The sequence below is a fragment of the Robbsia andropogonis genome (assembly GCF_000970345.1).
Taxonomy (GTDB): domain Bacteria; phylum Pseudomonadota; class Gammaproteobacteria; order Burkholderiales; family Burkholderiaceae; genus Robbsia; species Robbsia andropogonis.
Window position 1 is genome coordinate 29363 of sequence record NZ_LAQU01000028.1, and the last position, 18837, is coordinate 48199.

The following is an 18837-nucleotide window of genomic DNA, read 5'->3' on the forward strand; positions in this document are numbered from 1 at the left end:
CGTTTCGACCGGCTGCGCCGCCACGGCGCGCCATTCCGATAGAAACCATGACAACGCTTTCCTCTGAATCGCTTGCTTCGCCTCGCAGCGGGTCCGCGACCGATGTCCTTACTGGAACCAATGGTTCTCCTGCCCGCGCGGGTGCTGACGGCGCCACGAATTCCGCTGCGGTGCACCGCCCCGCGTCGCTCGAGTGGGTTGAGAGATTGGTACGGTTCGACACCACCAGCCGGGAATCGAATCTCGGTCTGATCGAAACCATCCGCGACGCCGTTCAGCGCATTACGGGCAAGGCGCCGGTATTGACATACGACCGGACGGGCAAGAAAGCCAACCTGTTCGCCACGGTGGCAGCGGCGTCAGGCGAATTGGATGGAGGCATCGTGCTGTCCGGACATACCGATGTCGTTCCGGTCGACGGCCAGCAATGGCAGTCGAATCCGTTCGAGCCGGAAATCCGTGATGGTCTGCTCTATGGTCGCGGTACAGCCGACATGAAGGGCTTTATTGGTACCGTCATGGCGCAACTGCCGAACTTTGCGGCCAAGCCGTTACGGCAGCCAATCCATTTGTCCCTTACCTATGACGAAGAAGTGGGTTGTCTCGGCGCACCGGTCCTGCTGGCGGACCTGGCGGCCCGCGGTGTAAAGCCATCGGGCTGTATTGTTGGCGAACCCACCGAAATGCGGGTGGTCGTCGCACATAAAGGAATCAACACCTTCCGGTGTCACGTACACGGACATGCGGCACACTCGTCATTGACGCCGCGCGGGGCAAACGCGATCGAACATGCGGCCCGTCTTATCTGTTTTATCCGCGATATGGTGGACGAATTCCGCGCGAAGGGGCCGTTCGACGCCGACTTCGATGTGCCGTTTTCAACCGGGCAGACAAGCTTGATCAAGGGAGGCAATGCCATCAATACGGTGCCGGCCGATTGTGAATTCCAGTTTGAATATCGCAACTTGCCCGGTGTCGATGCCGCAGGCATCGAGGCCCGCATTCGCGCTTATATCCAGACCGAGTTGTTGCCGCGAATGCGGCGAGACCACCCGGCCGCGGCGATTGAGTTGATCCGTACTGCTGGTGCACCCGCACTGGACGCCGCCGAGCAAGCCGCGGTGACAACGCTGGTGCGTGCATTGGCACGCGATACCGAGACAAGGAAAGTCGCTTACGCGACCGAAGGTGGTCAATTCGCGCAAGCCGGCATTCCCACCGTGATTTGCGGGCCGGGCGACATTCAACAAGCGCATCGTGCCGATGAATACGTCGCCTTGGAGCAGATCGTGGCGTGTGAGTCGTTTCTCGATAAATTAATGCGGAGCCTCCTTGTTTAGGCGTCGTTTATCGATGTCCGATGGTGCGGAAAAAACACCCTTCAGATAAGGACGTTCTCGTGTTTTCCGGGAAATTTTTCCTTGAAATTGCTGTCTTGAAACATATTGAAGCTGGCGTTTGTGTCAGTTTGAAACATTTGGCATTAGAGCTTGAGGCTAGGGCGTAGGCAGGCTAGTCTTATTTCAGTCATCCGTTTCCTGGATTCCGGACTCGGCGCCGTTCGCTTGTTGAAGGGACGGCGCCGATTGACTTATTGAGCGCCACAATCTCGCTAAATCGAAAAAAAGCCTTGTTGATCCGCCGAACCGACGCCGAGCATGCGCGCGCGTCGCAGCCCGGACACGAATCGCTTGCTGTAGAGCCGTTGGAGAAGACATCGGCACCCCGCGCCGCCGCTCGGCATTTGATCTGGGGCATGGTGGCTTTGGCCATCGCACTGAACGCGATTTTTGCCTATACGCTGCTACGTGAGCGCCACGACGCGCGCGACCGCGCGCTGTCCTTATTGGCTAACGCCAACCGCACGCTTGCAGCCGATTTGGGTGCACGGTTGTCCGTTGTCGACGCGTCGCTGCAGGCAGCCGTTCGAACGCTTTATAAGACAAGCCCCTCAGGGAACGACGCCGCGGCACCGGTTAGCCCGGCGTCGGGGGCCACTGGCATGTCGCCCGACCGCACCGCGGAAGCCGTTGCTGCTGAGTTGGCTGCCGCGGCGGCGCGTGCGGGGGCATCTGGCGCGCCAGTTGGCGCATCCGCCATGCCTGCCGCGATAGGACCTACCGCGCATTTGCTGGCGTTGTTCCAACGCGGGGACGGTTTGCGCCATGCCAGTTCGCTATTGGTCGCCGATACCAACGGCGATCTGGTGCTCGATTCCCGTTCGTCACCGCCGCGGCGCAACAATGTGGCAAATCAGGATTTCTTCAAGGTACATGAGGGCACGCCGGCCGCGCCGCCTGGCAGTGACCGTGATGCCACGGATCAGCCCTTTATCAGTCGCGTGATTCAAAGCCCGCTTGATGGGAAATACTACGTCTGCATGAGCCGTCGCTTATCGACCGCCGATGGCCGCTTCGCCGGGGTCGTGTTTGCATCGATTCCGAAATCGGTATTCGATCGTGCGTTCTCGTTGTTGCCGATCGATGACGAAGGCGCCGCGGCACTCCTTCGCAATGATGGGACGGTTTTGGCGCGGAAGCCGGATACCGGTGTTTCGTTCAATACGAATGTGTCGAACGGCGATCTGTGGCGTTACTTCCCGATGCAGAAGCACGGTTATTTCGAAGGCCGATCCAAGATCGACGGTATTCAACGGCTCTATGTCTATCACGATGTGGACGGTTTTCCGATCTTGCTCGCGCTGGGAGAATCAATGAAGCGGGTCTACGGAAGCTGGCGTGAGCGTGCGCAGTTGCTGGGGCTACTCGATCTGACTTTGACCCTTTGTATCATTGGCTTGACGTTGTTGTTTCGACGCGTGTACGAACACGGTCGCCTGGGTCGGTTGGCGGCGGTGCGCAATGAGTCGCTGTTTCAAGGGGCGATGAACAGCGCATCCGTCGGTATCGCGCTGGTCGAACTGGACCGCTATGTGTCCTACGTCAATCCGGCATTGATCGCGCTACTGGGAGTGTCCGAGGAGCGGCTACTCGGCGACCGTTTGCACGACTTGCTGGGGCCGCAGTTCTGGCATAACGACGAGGCCGGGTTTTCGTCGTTGGAACAAGGCCGCATCAATGCCTATGTGATCGAGCGACGCTTCACGCATCCGGATGGTCGGCTGGTGGACGCGTTGGTGAAGGTTACCCTGGCGCGTACCGAGCGAGGCAGTCCGCGGTTTTTCGTGGCCCAGGTGCAAGACATTACCGAGCGAATGCAAACCCAGCAGTTGCTGAGCGAACAGAACGAGCATCTGCGAGTGACATTGGCGTCGATTGCCGACGGGGTGATCACGACGAATAACGATGGCATGGTGCAGTTTGTCAACCCAGCCGCGGAGGCCATTACTGGCTGGCAGAATAGTGATGCCTTGTCACTGCCCATCGCGACGGTATTCTCGTTGCGCGACCCGGACACCGGGCAGCCGGTCAAGGATGCGGTGCGTCGTGCGTTGGGGACGCCGCGCGCCTCTCACGTCAGTATCGTGGGCGTCTTGATCGACCGGAACGGTTGGCGCCGTGAAGTAGCATGCAACGCCGCCGCGGTGCGCACCGCCGAAGGTGCGGTGATTGGCGCGGTATTGGTGATGCGAGACGTCAGCGAGTCGCGCGAATTGCAACGCAAGCTTGCTTACAACGCCAGCCACGACGCATTAACCAGCCTGCCCAACCGTACTGCATTTGGCGATGCATTGGAACAGGCATTGCTCGAGGTCCAGATGTCGGATCGGCAGCATGCACTTGCCTTCATCGATCTCGACCGATTCAAGATCGTCAACGACACGGCCGGACACCGGGCTGGCGATATGCTGCTGAAGCAGATCGGCCTGCTGGTGCCGGCGCAATTGCGCGCTACGGATTTCGTGGGACGGTTGGGCGGTGACGAGTTGGGCGTTATTCTCCATGACTGTACGATCGATGAGGCCAAGGTCGTGCTGGATAAATTGATTGCGGCGATCAATGCACTGCAGTTTGTTTGGGACGGCCGGACGTATAGCGTGGGGGCAAGCATCGGTCTGACCGCGATCGACCGGCATGCCGAGTCGCCAAACGCACTGCTGACCGAAGCAGATGCCGCTTGCTACTCGGCTAAGGACAATGGCCGAAACATGGTCAGTGTTTATCGCGGAGGGCAAAGTGACGCGGCGGATTGGCATCGAAAGATTGTCCTCGCAGCGGGCATCACCGAAGCGATCAGCGAGGGGCGGATATTCCTCTATGCGCAAAAAGTATTGCCACGCGACGCGCGCGCCGTGCCACGATGGGAATTGCTGGCTCGCATGTTCGATCGTGACGGCACGCCGATTCCTACCTCGGTGTTCATTCCGGCCGCGGAACGCTATGACCTGATGGTGCACATCGACCGTTGGGCATTGTCGAGCGCGCTGGCAGAACTACAGCGCGGGATGGCGGGCGGTGCATTGTGCGCGGTACACGTCAATATGTCGGCGAATTCACTGAATGATCCCGATTTCGTTGGTGATGCGTTGAAGTTGATCTCGGCGTCCAATGTACCGCCAGGCGCGTTGACGTTTGAAATCACGGAAACAGCCTTGATGCGCAATCTCGCGTCCGCGACGGTGGCGATCAACGCGTTACGCGGGGCAGGGGTACACGTGGCCTTGGACGACTTCGGTATTGGCATGAGTTCGTTCGGCTATTTGCGAAATTTTCCGGTCGACCTGGTCAAGATCGACGGCGGTTTCGTCGTCAATATGATCGAGAACGCGGTGGATCGAAATATTGTCAAATCGATTCATCAGATCACACGCGATCTTGGCGCGCGTACCGTCGCGGAGTCCGTGGAAAACGCCGCCACGTTGAGCCTGCTGCGCCAAATGGAAGTGGACTTTTTCCAGGGTTATCACATCCATACCCCTGAGCCATTCCATATGGTCATCGACGCTGAGATCAGCCGTGTCCGTGGTGCCGGTCCGCGTCACAATCTATTGGATGGAATGTCGCCAAATTCCGCAAATGGCGCCAGTTTGTAAGGTTGAAACTTCTACAAAATGGGTTTTCTGGGTAAGGAAGATATTCATTATTTTTAGCAAAACAGTTTTGTCAAGATGCCTTGCTTGCCGTCGAATTGTCTATCCAAATGGTTGTTTTAGCGTTAAATTTTTGTGATTTGCGCCTGTTCCGGTAACGATTTCCGATCAATTGCAGCAACTTCTGCTGCGGCATGTAATAAACACCATCTATTGCTATTCTCCTTACAATAGGCTAGTATTTGCCTATGCACTGACACGAGGTTGGTGTACCGCACGAAAGTTGCAGGAGGATTCCATGTCCACGCCCATCGTCACCGGCGCGCTCATCGCAGCGACGATTGCTGCTCCGGTGTTGACCATTCTCATGGTCATCGCCAACACACCCGCCTTCGCCGGTTAGTTTGTATTTCGGCTCTGGCGGGCTTTTTTGTCCATATGCTGGATAAGCGTGGACGAGGTCAGGTACGCACCGATGAATGAACGGATTCGATACCTGCGTGCCGAACTCCTCGCCCTTTTCCGAGCAGGTTTGGTTAGCGAAGCCCAGATGCGAGAGTTTGATGTATTGTGGCCCGCGCCTATGGACGATTTGTCCGCGAAATCCTGGGCTAGTGCCAGCGTTATCTGATAGCTGTTATACGGATAAAAGCAATTTATCCGTATAACAGCTAATTTGACTTTATCCGTATGACAGCTAAAATGATAATGGCTGAATACCGGATACATTCATGTCTGCTCCCCCTTCTGCATTACGCCTGATGACCCCTTCTCAGCTCGGTCAGTTGCTCGTGACGTCCCGCAAGCGGCACAAGCTCACGCAGGCGGAAGTTGGGCATCGCGTCGGCCTAAGTCAGAATCGCATATCGTATTTAGAAAAAAATGCGGATGAGATTAGCTTCGGGCAGTTACTCCGCTGGTGTGCGGTCATCGGGCTTGCGTTGCATCTTGGAGAACGGAAGGGCGTTGCGTCAACGGACATCTCGGAGTGGTGAATATGGGGCGCCGCTCGCACAGTCAAACCCTGTCCATGTGGGCAAACGGCGATTTTGTCGGACGCTGGACCATCGGTGCGGATGGCAAATCCGAGCTGCAATACGATACGGCGTGGCAACAATCCGCACGTGGGCGACCGATATCCGTTTCATTGCCCTTTAACCTGCACAACGAGCCATTGAAGGGCGCGCGTGTATCCCACTACTTCGATGGCCTGCTGCCGGATAGCGAAACGATTCGAAAACGGGTCGCGGCGCGTTTCAAGACGGGCTCCATCGCGACGTTCGATCTCCTGGCGGCGATTGGTCGCGACTGCGTTGGTGCGTTGCAGCTTTTGCCGGACGACGCCGTGCCGGAGGGAGTGGGCAAGATTGAGGGCATCGTTGTTGACGAAGAAGCCATCGAGCGGCACTTGCTCGAAGTTGTCAGTCCCGATCGTTTCGCCGCGGCGAAGGACCCTGACGACGATTTCCGCATCTCGCTGGCTGGCGCGCAAGAGAAGGACGCCTTTCTCTGGTGGGATGGGCAATGGATGAAGCCGCGTGGCGCCACGCCGACCACCCACATCCTCAAGCTCCCGATTGGCATGGTGGGCGGGCGCAAAGCTGACTTCACGACATCGGTGGACAATGAGTGGCTGTGCCTGCGACTACTGAAGGAATACGGCCTCCCTACCGCGGACGCACGCATTGCGACATTTGGCACACAACGGGTGCTCGTGGTCGAGCGTTTCGACCGCGTGCGCTCCCGCGATGGAACGCAGCTTTTTCGGCTTATCCAGGAGGATTTTTGCCAGGCAACTGGCACGTCACCGCTGATCAAATACGAGAGCGAGGGCGGCCCGGGATTGCAGCAGATGTCCGCGCTATTGCTGCAATCGCAGCAAGCGGTGGACGACATGCGTACCCTCATGGCTTCCCAGATTCTCTTCTGGATGATGCGTGCGCCGGACGGTCATGCCAAAAACTTCAGCATCCAGCTGCTCGCCGGCGGCGTAAGCAGTTTCAAGCTGACGCCATTGTATGACGTGATGTCCGCTTACCCGGTCATGGGTGACGGGCCAAATCAATGGGCGGAGCAAGAAATCAAACTGGCAATGGCGTTGCTCGGGAAAAATAAGCACTATCACGTGCATAAGATTGCGCGACGGCATTTCAACAGCACGGCCAAGAAAATGGGCTACGGTAACAGTGCGGAGCCGCTGCTACAAGAGATCATCACGCGCACACCCGAGGTGGTGGAGAAAGTCCGCGCGGACCTGCCACCGGGGTTTTCCGAGCAAGTTGCGGACAAAGTGTTGTCTGGCGTTCTCGCGGCGATGCGCACGCTGGAGCGTATGCCTACGGCGTCCTGATATTCGGCAGGAAATGGAGTACCACCTCACGCTGATGGGTGGCATGCCGGTGTTCAAACAGATAGACGCCCTGCCAGGTCCCCAGCACCATCCGCCCTTGATCGACGGGAATTGATAGGTGTACCTGCGTCAACGCGGTACGTAGATGCGCCGGCATATCATCCGGTCCTTCGGTATCGTGCTGGTAAAGCGTGCCGGATTCTGGCGCAATACGCGAGAAAAACGCTTCCAAATCAATCCGTACCGACGGATCGGCGTTCTCCTGGATCAGCAAGGATGCCGAGGTATGCCGACAGAACACAGTCAACAGTCCGTCGCTGGCGGGTTGTGTATCCATGAAGCGACGCAATTGCGCGGTGATATCGATGAGCCCGCTTCCTTTAGTCTGCACGCGGATGTGGGCGATCGGACGCGCTTTTTGCGCATCGCTTGCGTGTGATATGGGGCTTGGGTCGTCATGTCGCGCGTTCATGGAGCGCTCCTGGGGCGCGGTGCGATACCGCGCGGTTGAGTGTGGCGGCTTGCGCGTTGCAATGTGACATCCGTTCAGCGCGGCGGACGACGCTCGTAGGGCGCATCGTCGCGGCGATCTCCCGCCCGATTCCGCAGGCGTTGGCGCGTACGCCACGTCGCGGCGCCAATGGCCACCAAAATAATCAGCAATGCGCCGTTACGCAACAAACTGCCGTTGGATGGTCGTCCGTCCTGCGCCGCTTGCAATGCATTCCGCTCGGCGGTGGGCTGTGTGCTGGCATCGGACACAGAGGCAGCCGATGCTGCCGCGCCAGCTGTCTCGCTCGTCGTAGTTCCGAAGGCGGCATCGGGGGATACCGGGACCAGGTTGTTCGTAATTTGCGTAGGCGCGCCAAACTGCGTCTGCGCCGCCGTGGGTTGTGCATTGGGGTCCTGCGCGGGCGGTGGCGGTGGCTGGTTGGACGCAGATGGCATCGATACGGCATTCGGCGCCGCGCCAGCCCCTACCGCTTGCATCCCAGCTGCATCGGTCTGCGCTCGATTAAGCGCTTTTGCATGCGTTTGCCAATCGTTGATCAGTTTCTCTACGCAACCTACATCCGTGCACGCATCACGCCGTGCCCGGAAATCAGCAACTTGGCCTTGCGAGAGCATTCCTGCCGCGGCCATTCGCTGCTGTTCCGCGTAAAGCGCGTCGTATTCGTGACCGACGATCGTGTAATCGCAAATCACACGTTGGCCCGGCACGCGTGCAGTACTGCAATTGACATCTGTCGCCGCATGTGCCGACGCGCTCAATCCGAATACCGTCCAAAAAATACAGCACCAGGTTCGTTGTTGTAACACGGAAAAATCCAACAAAGAAAAGGGAGTCTCTCACGATATCCGATTTGCCGGAGCGATGCAGCTCGCCTATTGACGCGTCGTTGATGCAGCAGCGACGCGCAAGACAGCGCATACTCTCTCGCTATCCAAAAAATCCGGGATAGAATGCTTTGCCGTCGTTGAACCACCTTCGTGATATACATGTCTCGAGAAGGGTAAAAAGCGATCAGGTATTCGTACGACTCGCGTATCCACGCGATGATAAAAGCCCGGCGGCCCCCAGGAGCCCATTTTGCAAGCCAATAAAAGCCTTGAACAATTCTTGACCACTGAAGAAGAGAACATACTGAAAGAGTGGGTGGCGGTGCAGTTGGGGGGGAACGCCCAGCGTGGTTTGATCTCCGAGTCCGAGGTGAGGGAAGCGAGCCGTTCCTTTCTCTCGTTGTTTACCAAGGCAGTGACGCGCGATTACGATGCGTCTCTCAGCGGTGAAAACTGGGATGCGTTGAAATCGCATCTGGTGACCGTGTCTGGGCACCGTGCAACGCAGGGTTTCACGCCGTCCGAGACGGCGATGTTTGTTTTCTCGCTGAAAGAGCCACTGTTCAAGGCGCTGCGTGCGCGTGTCGTCGAAGCCGATGCGCTGACCGATGCGTTGTGGAAGTTGACGATCACAATCGATAAGCTGGGCCTCTTGACGGTGGAGGCGTATCAGGCCACGCGTCAGCGCATCATCGAGCGCCAGCAACAGGAGTTGCTGGATCTGACAACGCCGGTTGTCCGCTTGTGGGATTCCGTGGTTGCCTTACCACTGATCGGTACGCTGGACAGCGAGCGTACGCAAGTGGTTATGGAGAGCCTGCTGGAATCGATCGTTGCCAATGAAGCCGCGATTGCCATTATCGATATCACGGGTGTGCCCACCGTCGATACCTTGGTTGCGCAACATTTATTGAAAACTGTGGCGGCGGCGCACTTGATGGGCGCCGAGTGCATCATCAGCGGTATTCGCCCGCAGATCGCGCAAACCATTGTGCACCTGGGCGTCGACCTTGGTAACGTGGTGACGAAGGCGACATTGGAAGATGCGCTGAAGCTGGCTTTGAAGCGTGTGGGAATGAATATCGTCCGCGAACAGCGCGTGGAAGCCAGATAAGCACCATGGAAAAAATTCCGGTTCTGCGTCTGGGCAATTTCCTGCTCGTTTCCATCCAGGTGGAACTGCATGACGAGCTAGCACTCTCCCTACAGGATGACTTGGCGGCGCAGATTACGGCACACAAGGCGAAGGGGGTGTTAATAGACATTTCGGCGCTTGAAATCGTCGATTCGTTTATTGGCAGGATTCTCGGTCATATCGCGGCGATGTCGAAAATCATGGACGCCGCCACGGTCCTGGTCGGCATGCGGCCGGCAGTTGCCATTACGCTTGTCGAATTGGGCATGCCATTGACAGGGATTTCCACGGCGTTGAATATCGACAAAGGAATGGCACTGTTACGTTCCCGTGTTGGTGACGCGGGAGACCCGTCATCGTCAGCGTAAACAGCGTCAAGGTTGATATCACGACGGCCGAGCAGGCCAGCGCCGCGCGGCGTTTGGTGCAGGACTGGGCAACGAAGCTTGGCTTTAGCGCCATTGACAAGACGAAGTTTGTAACGGCAGCGTCCGAGCTGGCGCGCAATACCTTGGTCCATGGCGGCGGTGGATACATGGATCTGACCGAATGCAACGTTAATGGTCGAATTGGCTTGCAAGCGGTTTTTCAAGACAGCGGTCGCGGTATTGCGAACATCGACCAAGCGCTCGAAGACGGTTATAGCACTGCAAAGAGTCTGGGTTTGGGATTGGGTGGCGCAAAACGCCTTGTCAACGAGTTCTCCATCAGGAGCGAGGTTGGCGTAGGCACTACAGTGAGCATTACGCAGTGGAAACGACGGTAATCGTCGACGACGCGACAGGCGTCGCCGAGGCGCGACGTGCAGCCGCCAAAATGGCTGAATGGGTTGGCTTGCCTGATAAATTGCACGGAGAAGTGGCGTTGGTGGTCTCTGAAGCCGCCAGTAATATCGTCAAATATGCGCAGCGGGGGGAAATACTGCTGCGCGCCACGATGTACTCCGGCGCGGTCACGTCGCTTGAAATGCTGGCGGTGGACAAGGGGCCGGGCATCCGCAATATCGACGAAGCCATGCGCGATGGCCATTCCACGGGTGGCAGTTTGGGCGCGGGACTTGGCACCATGAAGCGCCGGGCGTCGTTTTTTGATCTTTATTCACTGCCCGAGCGTGGCACCGCCGTGCTTGCGCAATTCTCCGCCGGCCGCACCGAATCAACAACGTTGCCGGGCTTTGTCGTTGGTGCGCGGGCGACGCCCCGCGCGGGACAGGACATGTGCGGCGACGCGTGGGCCGTATCGCTTCGCGGCGACGCGCTGTGGGTAACAATTCTAGACGGTCTAGGACACGGCCCACTCGCCCACCAAGCGTCGAATCAGGGGCTTGATTATTTTCGCGGACCTGCCGTTTTCGATACGCCCGAAGCGTTGGCGCAGCAACTGCATGCGGCTTTGAAGGGCACGCGTGGCGCCGTGGTGGGGCTGGCGAAGATCGCGCCGAAGGAGCGATTGCTGCGTTTTACGGGCATCGGCAACATTCTTGCCGGCGTATTTACCGCCCGCACCGCGACACGTCTGCTCTCTACCGATGGTACCGTCGGATATATGATGCAGCGAGTCAGGCCGACGCAGGCTGACTGGAACGCGAAAAGTGTGTACATCGCCAGCACCGATGGATTGTCCACGCGCTGGACCCTGAATGGACATCCTGATCTGTTGGAACACCATCCGAGCCTTATTGCCGCGGTGCTGCACCGTGATTTTGCAAGGGATACCGACGACGCCACCGTGGTGGTCGTTAAAGAGGCTTAGTTCATGCGCCACCGCATTGTGTCCGTCCAGATCACGTCGATCCTCAGTCTCGTCTCCATACGGGACCGGTCGAGGCAGATCGCTGAACTGTTCGGTCTGGAAGAAATCCAGCGCACACGCTTTACCACCGCGATTTCCGAGATCGCACGCAACGCAATTCAATATGCTCAGGGGGGAACCCTGACATTTTTTGTCGGCGAGGCGAGCAGCGCAAAAGGCGTTCAATGTGTCAGCGCGGAAATCATCGATACCGGGCCCGGCATCGACAATGTCGCCTTGCTCGTCAATGCGCGTCATCCATCGTTGATATCCGGCGGAGTGGGAATCCCGGGCACGCGTCGCCTTGTCGATGATTTTTGGATCGAATCTGTTCGCGGTGACGGCACGCAGGTGGGCATCGAGATGTACTTGCCTCGTGAAGTGCCGTTGTACTCGGTGACACAGATCAACGAGATTGTCGGGCAGATGGCGCGCAAGAAACCGCAGACGCCCATCGAGGCCATCGAACAGCAGAACCATGAAATGCTGCTCACCCTTGACGAACTGCGCCGAAGCAAGGCCGAACTCGAAGTCGCCGACGACCGCAAGAACGAATTCCTGGCAATGCTTGCGCATGAATTGCGCAATCCGCTCGCAGCCATCAGCTTGTCATTGGAACTTGGGGCGAAGACGGGCAATACCAAGGACGCGTTTGCCGTCATCGGTCGGCAGACGGCACACCTGTCGCGTCTGGTCGCCGATTTGCTCGATGTCTCGCGGGTCACACGCGGCAAGGTGGATTTACGCACCGAGATCGCGGATTTGAACGCCATTGTCGCGGGGGCGATCGAGATGACCTATCCTGAATTCGAGAGACGGGGGCATTCGATCGCATTCACGCCGCCCGCGTCACCGGTGATTGTTCGCGTGGATGTTGCGCGAATGAAGCAGGTGTTTGGCAATATTCTGCATAACGCCGCGCGCTACACGCCACAGTCGGACAAGGTGTCGATCAACATCACGGTCAACGACAGCGCGGCCTCCGTTACCGTGGAGGACAACGGCATGGGCATCAGTCCGCTGATGCTGCCGCGCGTATTCGACCTGTTTGCGCAGGAGTTCAACAACGTCAACCGACAGGAAGCCGGATTGGGCATTGGTTTGACATTGGTGCAGCGTCTAGTGTCCGATCATGGGGGACATGTCTCGGCATACAGTGCCGGCACGGGGACCGGAAGCCGTTTCACCGTCGAGCTGCCGATTGTGAACGAGTCATTGCCGAAAGCACTTGCGCCAACCAGTTTGCCGCCGTTGCCGACCGGGCTGACTGTCATGTTGGTGGATGACAACCAGGATGCGGTCAGCGCATTGGCCGCCCTGCTCGAGTTGGAAGGTTGCACCTGCCTGACTGCCTACGATGGCGCGAGCGCCTTGGCACTGAATGCGAAGCATCCTGCCCAGGTTTATATTATCGATATCGGTCTACCCGATATGACCGGCTTCGATCTGTCCACGGCGCTACGACAGGCCGCCACCCAGTCTCCGCAACGTTATCCGCCGCGTGCAACCCACATCGCTCTGAGCGGCTATTCGTCTAAGGAATTCCACGTGAAGGCCAGCGAGGTAGGGTTCGATCATTACTTCTCTAAGCCGCTGCCGATAGACGGTATGTTGTCGATCCTGACGTCGCTCTAATCCAGATCGAAAGAAGTGGCGTGACGCGGAGTAGAAAATACTAATATTAATCGGTAATTGAGCATCTATTTGTCTAAAAATAGATAAATGACATCAAATCGGAAAATTTTTTGCTGTCCGCCGGACGTACTATTTTTCGCATGAATCAGCCCATGTAAAAAGGACGCCCCAATGTCATCAAAGCCTGTCTATCTGGACTACGCCGCTACCACGCCAGTGGACCCTGAAGTGATCCCGGCCTTGATTGCATGCCTTGGGCCCGATGGCGTATTTGGCAATCCGGCATCTCACTCACACAGTAGCGGTAACCGTGCAAAGGCGGCGGTCGAGCAAGCGCGGCGGGAAGTTGCGGCGCTGATTGGTGCGGTGCATACGGATGTGATTTGGACTTCCGGCGCCACCGAATCGAATAACCTGGCGCTCAAGGGCCTGGCGGAAAAAGTGCTGGCGGACGGGACTCCTTGTCACATCATCACCAGTTGTCTGGAACACAAGGCAATTCTGGATACGGTCACGCACCTCGAGACGCTAGGTGTCGAGGCCACGCGACTGATGCCAGACGCCACCGGCGCGATCACCGCCGACGCGGTGGCCAACGCCATGCGCCCACACACCCGCATGGTTTCGTTAATGATCGTCAATAATGAAATTGGCACATTGACGGATGTGGCGGCAGTCGCAAAGGTCGCACACGCTGGCGGTGCGTTGCTCCATGTGGATGCCGCCCAGGGCTTGGGCAAGGTTGACATCGACGTGGTCCGTGACGGTATCGACTTGCTCTCCATGTCGGCGCACAAGATTTATGGTCCCAAGGGCATTGGCGCTTTGTACGTGAAGGGCGCCATCAAGGACCAGATTGGTGCGCAGATACACGGCGGAGGTCACGAACAAGGACTTCGTTCGGGTACGCTGGCCACGCATCAGATCGTTGGCATGGGCAGCGCATGTGCGGTAGCACAAAGGCGGCTCGCAGAAGATCATGCACATATCGCAGCCTTGAACCGGCAATTGCTGCGCGGGCTTGCCGATGTTCCGGCAATCCGCCGCAACGGTGCCGCGGCGACCTGTATCCCGAATATTATTAGCTTGTGCATCGATCTGCCGGGGTTCATGCCGATGTTGCTTGGTGGCGAACTGGAGGTGTCGAGTACGTCCGCGTGTAATTCGGCGTCTGGCGCGGTGTCACACGTGCTGACCGGCATTGGTCTGACGACTGAAGCGGCATCGCGTTCCGTTCGGATCAGCCTCGGCCGCTTTACAACAGTTGCAGACGTCGAGCGGGCTGTCCAATGCGTACGCAATACGCTGGCGTTTTGTACGCCGGTGAAATCGATGGCATCGGTGGCATAGTCATGCGCTAGTTTGGTCACTCGTGGCGGGGTCTCGGCCTATTGGCCGTGAGCGGGGCCATAGACGTTGCAATTTCGATTTTTCGCTAAAACGACAGGGAACCACGACCGCGATCTGGGCGCTCACCATAAGGTCATGCGCCGGTCCATGCCAGTCTGACGCTGTCGACCCATCAGTCGCTCGTAAGCGACGAAAAGGCACCAAGCACCCTATTGGCCGTCCTACTCTGTATTGGATATGGGAGAATGGCCCGTCGTTCTTTACCCATCCCGTACAGTGGCGATTCCAAAGATATTCCGCGTCACGCAGCGTGCCGCCTTTGCGTTGCGTCTGTCACCCGGTTTGCGCCGGGTGCGGTCGTCTGCATTGGCACCGCCGCTTGTAGTGTCCGTGCTGATCGCCATGGCGGTCTTTAGGCCGGGCTACGCGTCGGCGGATTGCGTGATGGACGCCGCGAAATATCACAAGGTCAATCCCACGATCCTGCTGGGCATTGCCATTGTCGAAAGCCGCTTGCGGGCGAATGCAACGAACGTCAACACCAATGGTTCGACGGACATGGGAATGATGCAGATCAACTCCATCCATCTGCCAGAGCTGTCGAAGTACGGGGTGAAAAAAGATGATCTCTACGACGGCTGTAAGAATGTCTACACCGGCGCGTGGATTCTGCGAAAGCAAATGGACAAATACGGGAACAATTGGCAAGCCATTGGTTCGTATCATTCCGCCACGCCCGCGTTCCGCGATGCCTATGCAAAGCGCGTGCGTAATGCCGTTCAATGGTTGATAAGGAGTGGGTATGCTTATCCCGCGGATATGCCGAAGAAAGCACAACCTATCGAAAATGCACCGAGCAAACCGATAACCACCAGGACAACGACCGCCACAGCGGAGAAGCCGGTAGGGTGAATGATTCAAGCGAATCGAGGGCCGTGCGCTTAATAAGCGCCTTTCCGTCCGAACACCACGCTTATCGTTTTGACGAGAATGGTCAGGTCACGCATCAGGGACCATGTCATTACATATTCGGTATCCAGGCGCACGCGAGATGTGTAGGTTACGTCGTTTCGGCCACTGACCTGCCATAAGCCGGTGATGCCAGGGCGGGCAGCATAATAATAGTAGATTGCCTTACCGTACTTGATGATTTCTGCCTCTACGATGGGACGAGGGCCTACTAAGCTCATTTCTCCGCGAATTACGTTCAAAAGCTGTGGTAGCTCATCGAGGCTGGTGGCACGTAGGAGTTTACCGATCTTGGTGATACGGGGATCATTACGCAATTTGTGATCCGCTTCCCATTCCGCACGTGCGATCGGATTCGTTGTTAGGATTTTTTCCAGTATTTCTTGCGAATTTGTGATCATGGATCGAAATTTGTATACCTGAAATTTTTTGCCATTTGCGCCGATACGGGTGTGACCATAGAACACGGGGCCAGGCGAGGTTAGATATACGGTGAGGGCAAGCAATATAAATATTGGCAACGTGAGTATTAACAAAAAGCTAGCAATGCTGCGATCAAATATTTTTTTTAAATAACCTTGCACGCCCGGTGCAAGCGTTTGGTTCATCTCGATACTTTGATAACCTAGTACTTCACTGCGTTGCCGCGAAATTAAGTCCAAAGCGCACGGGTCCAACAGCCATCGTATCTTAACTGGCACCGTTTGAAGTTGGGCAAGAATCGCTTGTATCTCAGCGTAAGCCTCTAGCGTAAACATCAACCACACTTCGTCAACATGATTCTCCACGAGAAAGGGACGGATTGTTGTAATTTGATTCATCAGCGGAATGGTTGAGTCGATATTACTAATCTGCAGAGTCGTCGAAGTGGCTTGCCGGTTGTAACAACCAATAATGCGATATCTATATTGGAGGATTTTCTCCGTCTGCAAATGAAGTGATTGACCGAATATTTCGTCCCCTATGATGAATACATGTTTTTTATGTTCACTTGAGAAGCAAAACTGTTGAAACGCGCGCTGGATAGTAAATTTGCTTAGCACCAGCAACAAGCTTACGAAAGCCAACCAAATCAACGCCCATTCTCTGAGAGAGTTGTCGTTCAATTGCAGTATGTAAACGAGGCTAACGCTAACGGACCAGATAGCACTCCATACGAAGAGACTTTGCGTGCGCAAAGTGATGATGGATTCATTTCGGCAATATAAATACAATCTAAAATATTCGAAAATAAAAAGTGCAGGAAGTGCGCTGAATAAAATCAGGAACTGAACAGCCGACATGGTAATAGTTGAGATGTTTTTTAGAATAATGGAATTGGACATATATCCAGATAAAGCAGTTGTTAGTACAAAAATAACGTCTTTCGTGTAATATAATTTTTTAAATATGCATTTTTTAAAATTTCCGCAGGTCAATTAAAGTCCTTCGAAAAATAATAATTAAAATTTATAGGAATATTTAATTATAATTATTTTAAATATTATGATTTATTTTAATATTTATGTTGAATTAAGGCATTTGTCTTATGTCTCACTTTTCAATAAATTAGCATTTTCAATTTTTATCTTTAGTGCATCTATTTAAATTGAAGATTAGCAGCAAAGAGCTGTTGTTGACGCAGCATTTCTTGCAATTTGGCTGATTATTCGGATTTATCTCAAGTATTTCGTGAGTTTGATTTCCAGGGAATGCTGGTTTTTATTGCTGAATGTATCATTGAGAAAATGAGATCAGTCTTATAATTTAAATGTACTTCATGCGAATTAATTTTGTTAGAATTAACTCAATGCAAAAATTCGACCTAGTTTTAGAGCCGATAACAAAAGTCACCCACCAATCTGGAACAAATAATCGCGGCGGCGAGTGAGAGGAGAGCACGATGGGTACTGAGGGCACGTTCAAAACGGATACGCAGCTTTGCGAAACCGGCAAGCCAGGCGTGAGTGCGTTCAACGACCCATTGATGTCGGCCCGGCCACTCCTTGCTTTCAATGCCTTTGCGTGCGATTCGCGCTGTGATGCCACGACGCTTGAGCTCTGCGCGGCACCGCCGACAGTCATATCCCTTGTCCGCATGGAACTTCTCAGGACGTTTGCGGGGACGCCCGTTGAGCCCGCTCACCGCCGGTATGGCCTCCAGCGTTGGCTCGAACGCAATCGAGTCATGTCGGTTCGCCCCGGTGACTATGATAGCCAGCGGTACGCCCCGTGCGTCTACGACGAGATGGCGCTTGCTGCCGAGTTTGCCTTGATCTGTGGAGTTAAGTCCTGTTTCTTGGCCCCCCGGTGGCTGGACACGTTCGCGCTATCGATACTCAGTCGGCTCCAGTCGATCTGGTCGTGTTCGCGTAAGCGCGTAAGCATTGCCAGGCGGAGCTGCTCCCATACGCCACAGTCCTGCTATTCACGTAGTCGGCACCAACACGTCATACCCGAGCCGAAGCCCAGTTCTTGCGGGAGATCTTCCCAAAACACTCCCGTTTGCAGCATATACAAGATGCCATTGAAAGCCGCCCGATTTGAATTCTTTCGCGGCCGACCTTTGTTCGTAAGTCGCATCACCGCCGCAATCAAAGGCTCAAGCGCCGCCTACACTTCATCGCTTACTTTTCGTCTCGTCATGGACCACAAGATATGACCCATCAAATCACGCCGATATTAGACCCGGCTCATTAATGTTAGCCACTCTAATCTCTCCGACGCAATCAATCGAGCCGCGCAACAATCTAGTGCGAAGCTAGCCAGTTTGATGGCAAATTTGACTTTCACCGGTAGTAACAAAGTTTTGGCAAACTAACTTGCAAAACAGCAAGACGCTCAGATTGCACGGCTCCGGACGTTGAAACCGAATGGGCGAGTATCGCTCGAATTGGCGACGAATGCGCATGCGATTTGGGATCTGCCTCTAGAAAATGGGGACTACTGTATGTATCGCCTATGCCGTCCTTTGTAACCGTCGTCGGTGCGGTTAATAACGACAACGCAATCATATGGAAACCAGGCCGCGCCGTTGCTGATGTCTTGAAGGTCGCAGGTGTCCAGACCGAAATTGCTGAACCAAAATCAGCATTCATCTTACGCGCAGATGGTAGTGACTTTGCTCAAGACTTGACCGGATGGTTTTAGTTCCTTCCAATCTACGAAGCTGATGCCAGGCGACACGGTCGTTATGCCAGAAAAGGTCAATCCGAGGTCTACCATGACGCGATTTGTCGCCGGCCTAAAGGACTGGTCGACCGTATTGGCTAATTTTGGTCTGAGCACCGCAGCAAT

At 55.6% G+C, this 18837-nt stretch carries 13 protein-coding genes and 3 pseudogenes; 11 read left to right on the top strand and 5 right to left on the bottom strand.

Features of this window, described 5'->3' with window-relative positions; all coding sequences use genetic code 11:
• The first annotated feature begins 47 nt into the window (after positions 1 to 47).
• The 4 genes from argE to WM40_RS20340 all read left to right on the top strand — a co-directional run bounded on the left by argE (position 48) and on the right by WM40_RS20340 (position 7340).
• Positions 48 to 1340, top strand: a complete 1293-nt coding sequence (argE, locus tag WM40_RS20320; RefSeq protein ID WP_082103034.1) for an acetylornithine deacetylase — start codon at positions 48 to 50, stop codon at positions 1338 to 1340.
• A 290-nt stretch (positions 1341 to 1630) separates the two neighbouring features.
• A complete protein-coding gene (locus WM40_RS28135; RefSeq protein ID WP_157685872.1) occupies positions 1631 to 4993 on the top strand; it encodes an EAL domain-containing protein in 3363 nt (1120 codons plus the stop codon).
• A 728-nt stretch (positions 4994 to 5721) separates the two neighbouring features.
• The gene (locus WM40_RS20335; RefSeq protein WP_046153803.1) at positions 5722 to 5985 is read left to right on the top strand and encodes a helix-turn-helix domain-containing protein; all 264 of its coding nucleotides are present in this window, start codon (positions 5722 to 5724) and stop codon (positions 5983 to 5985) included.
• Between the two features lie 2 nt (positions 5986 to 5987).
• Entirely contained in the window at positions 5988 to 7340 is a 1353-nt protein-coding gene (locus tag WM40_RS20340) for a type II toxin-antitoxin system HipA family toxin (protein WP_024903799.1), read from the top strand.
• On the opposite strand, the gene WM40_RS20345 is transcribed toward WM40_RS20340, so the two are convergent.
• Both WM40_RS20345 and WM40_RS28140 read right to left on the bottom strand, forming a co-directional pair.
• On the bottom strand, positions 7327 to 7812 hold the full coding sequence (locus WM40_RS20345; protein ID WP_046153804.1) for a secondary thiamine-phosphate synthase enzyme YjbQ: 486 nt from the start codon (positions 7810 to 7812) through the stop codon (positions 7327 to 7329). The two genes, WM40_RS20340 and WM40_RS20345, sit on opposite strands and share 14 nt — an antisense overlap.
• A 74-nt stretch (positions 7813 to 7886) precedes the next feature.
• On the bottom strand, positions 7887 to 8561 hold the full coding sequence (locus WM40_RS28140) for a hypothetical protein (protein WP_236693617.1): 675 nt from the start codon (positions 8559 to 8561) through the stop codon (positions 7887 to 7889).
• A gap of 370 nt (positions 8562 to 8931) precedes the next feature.
• Between WM40_RS28140 and WM40_RS20355 the strand changes: the two genes are divergently transcribed.
• From WM40_RS20355 to WM40_RS20385, 7 genes and pseudogenes are all read left to right on the top strand, one after another.
• Entirely contained in the window at positions 8932 to 9795 is an 864-nt protein-coding gene (locus tag WM40_RS20355; protein ID WP_024903802.1) for an STAS domain-containing protein, read from the top strand.
• Between the two features lie 5 nt (positions 9796 to 9800).
• The gene (locus tag WM40_RS20360) at positions 9801 to 10184 is read left to right on the top strand and encodes an STAS domain-containing protein (RefSeq protein ID WP_024903803.1); all 384 of its coding nucleotides are present in this window, start codon (positions 9801 to 9803) and stop codon (positions 10182 to 10184) included.
• 17 nt (positions 10185 to 10201) lie between these two features.
• Positions 10202 to 10582, top strand: coding sequence for an anti-sigma regulatory factor (locus WM40_RS20365; protein WP_313905203.1), 381 nt, complete (start codon positions 10202 to 10204; stop codon positions 10580 to 10582).
• The gene (locus WM40_RS20370; RefSeq protein WP_024903805.1) at positions 10567 to 11568 is read left to right on the top strand and encodes an ATP-binding SpoIIE family protein phosphatase; all 1002 of its coding nucleotides are present in this window, start codon (positions 10567 to 10569) and stop codon (positions 11566 to 11568) included. The genes WM40_RS20365 and WM40_RS20370 overlap by 16 nt, the downstream gene beginning before the upstream one ends.
• A gap of 3 nt (positions 11569 to 11571) precedes the next feature.
• Positions 11572 to 13242, top strand: a complete 1671-nt coding sequence (locus WM40_RS20375; RefSeq protein ID WP_046153805.1) for an ATP-binding response regulator — start codon at positions 11572 to 11574, stop codon at positions 13240 to 13242.
• A gap of 171 nt (positions 13243 to 13413) precedes the next feature.
• Positions 13414 to 14559, top strand: a pseudogene (locus WM40_RS20380) (cysteine desulfurase family protein); the annotation flags it as partial.
• 435 nt (positions 14560 to 14994) lie between these two features.
• Positions 14995 to 15352 (top strand): annotated as a pseudogene (locus WM40_RS20385) (lytic transglycosylase domain-containing protein); the annotation flags it as partial.
• 181 nt (positions 15353 to 15533) lie between these two features.
• On the opposite strand, the gene WM40_RS28145 reads toward WM40_RS20385, so the two are convergent.
• From WM40_RS28145 to WM40_RS30690, 3 genes and pseudogenes are all read right to left on the bottom strand, one after another.
• On the bottom strand, positions 15534 to 16979 hold the full coding sequence (locus tag WM40_RS28145; protein WP_157685873.1) for a sugar transferase: 1446 nt from the start codon (positions 16977 to 16979) through the stop codon (positions 15534 to 15536).
• Between the two features lie 392 nt (positions 16980 to 17371).
• Positions 17372 to 18123 (bottom strand): annotated as a pseudogene (locus tag WM40_RS28960) (IS5 family transposase).
• Positions 18124 to 18329: 206 nt separating this feature from the next.
• A complete protein-coding gene (locus tag WM40_RS30690) occupies positions 18330 to 18638 on the bottom strand; it encodes a hypothetical protein (RefSeq protein WP_162199101.1) in 309 nt (102 codons plus the stop codon).
• Positions 18639 to 18837: the final 199 nt, after the last annotated feature.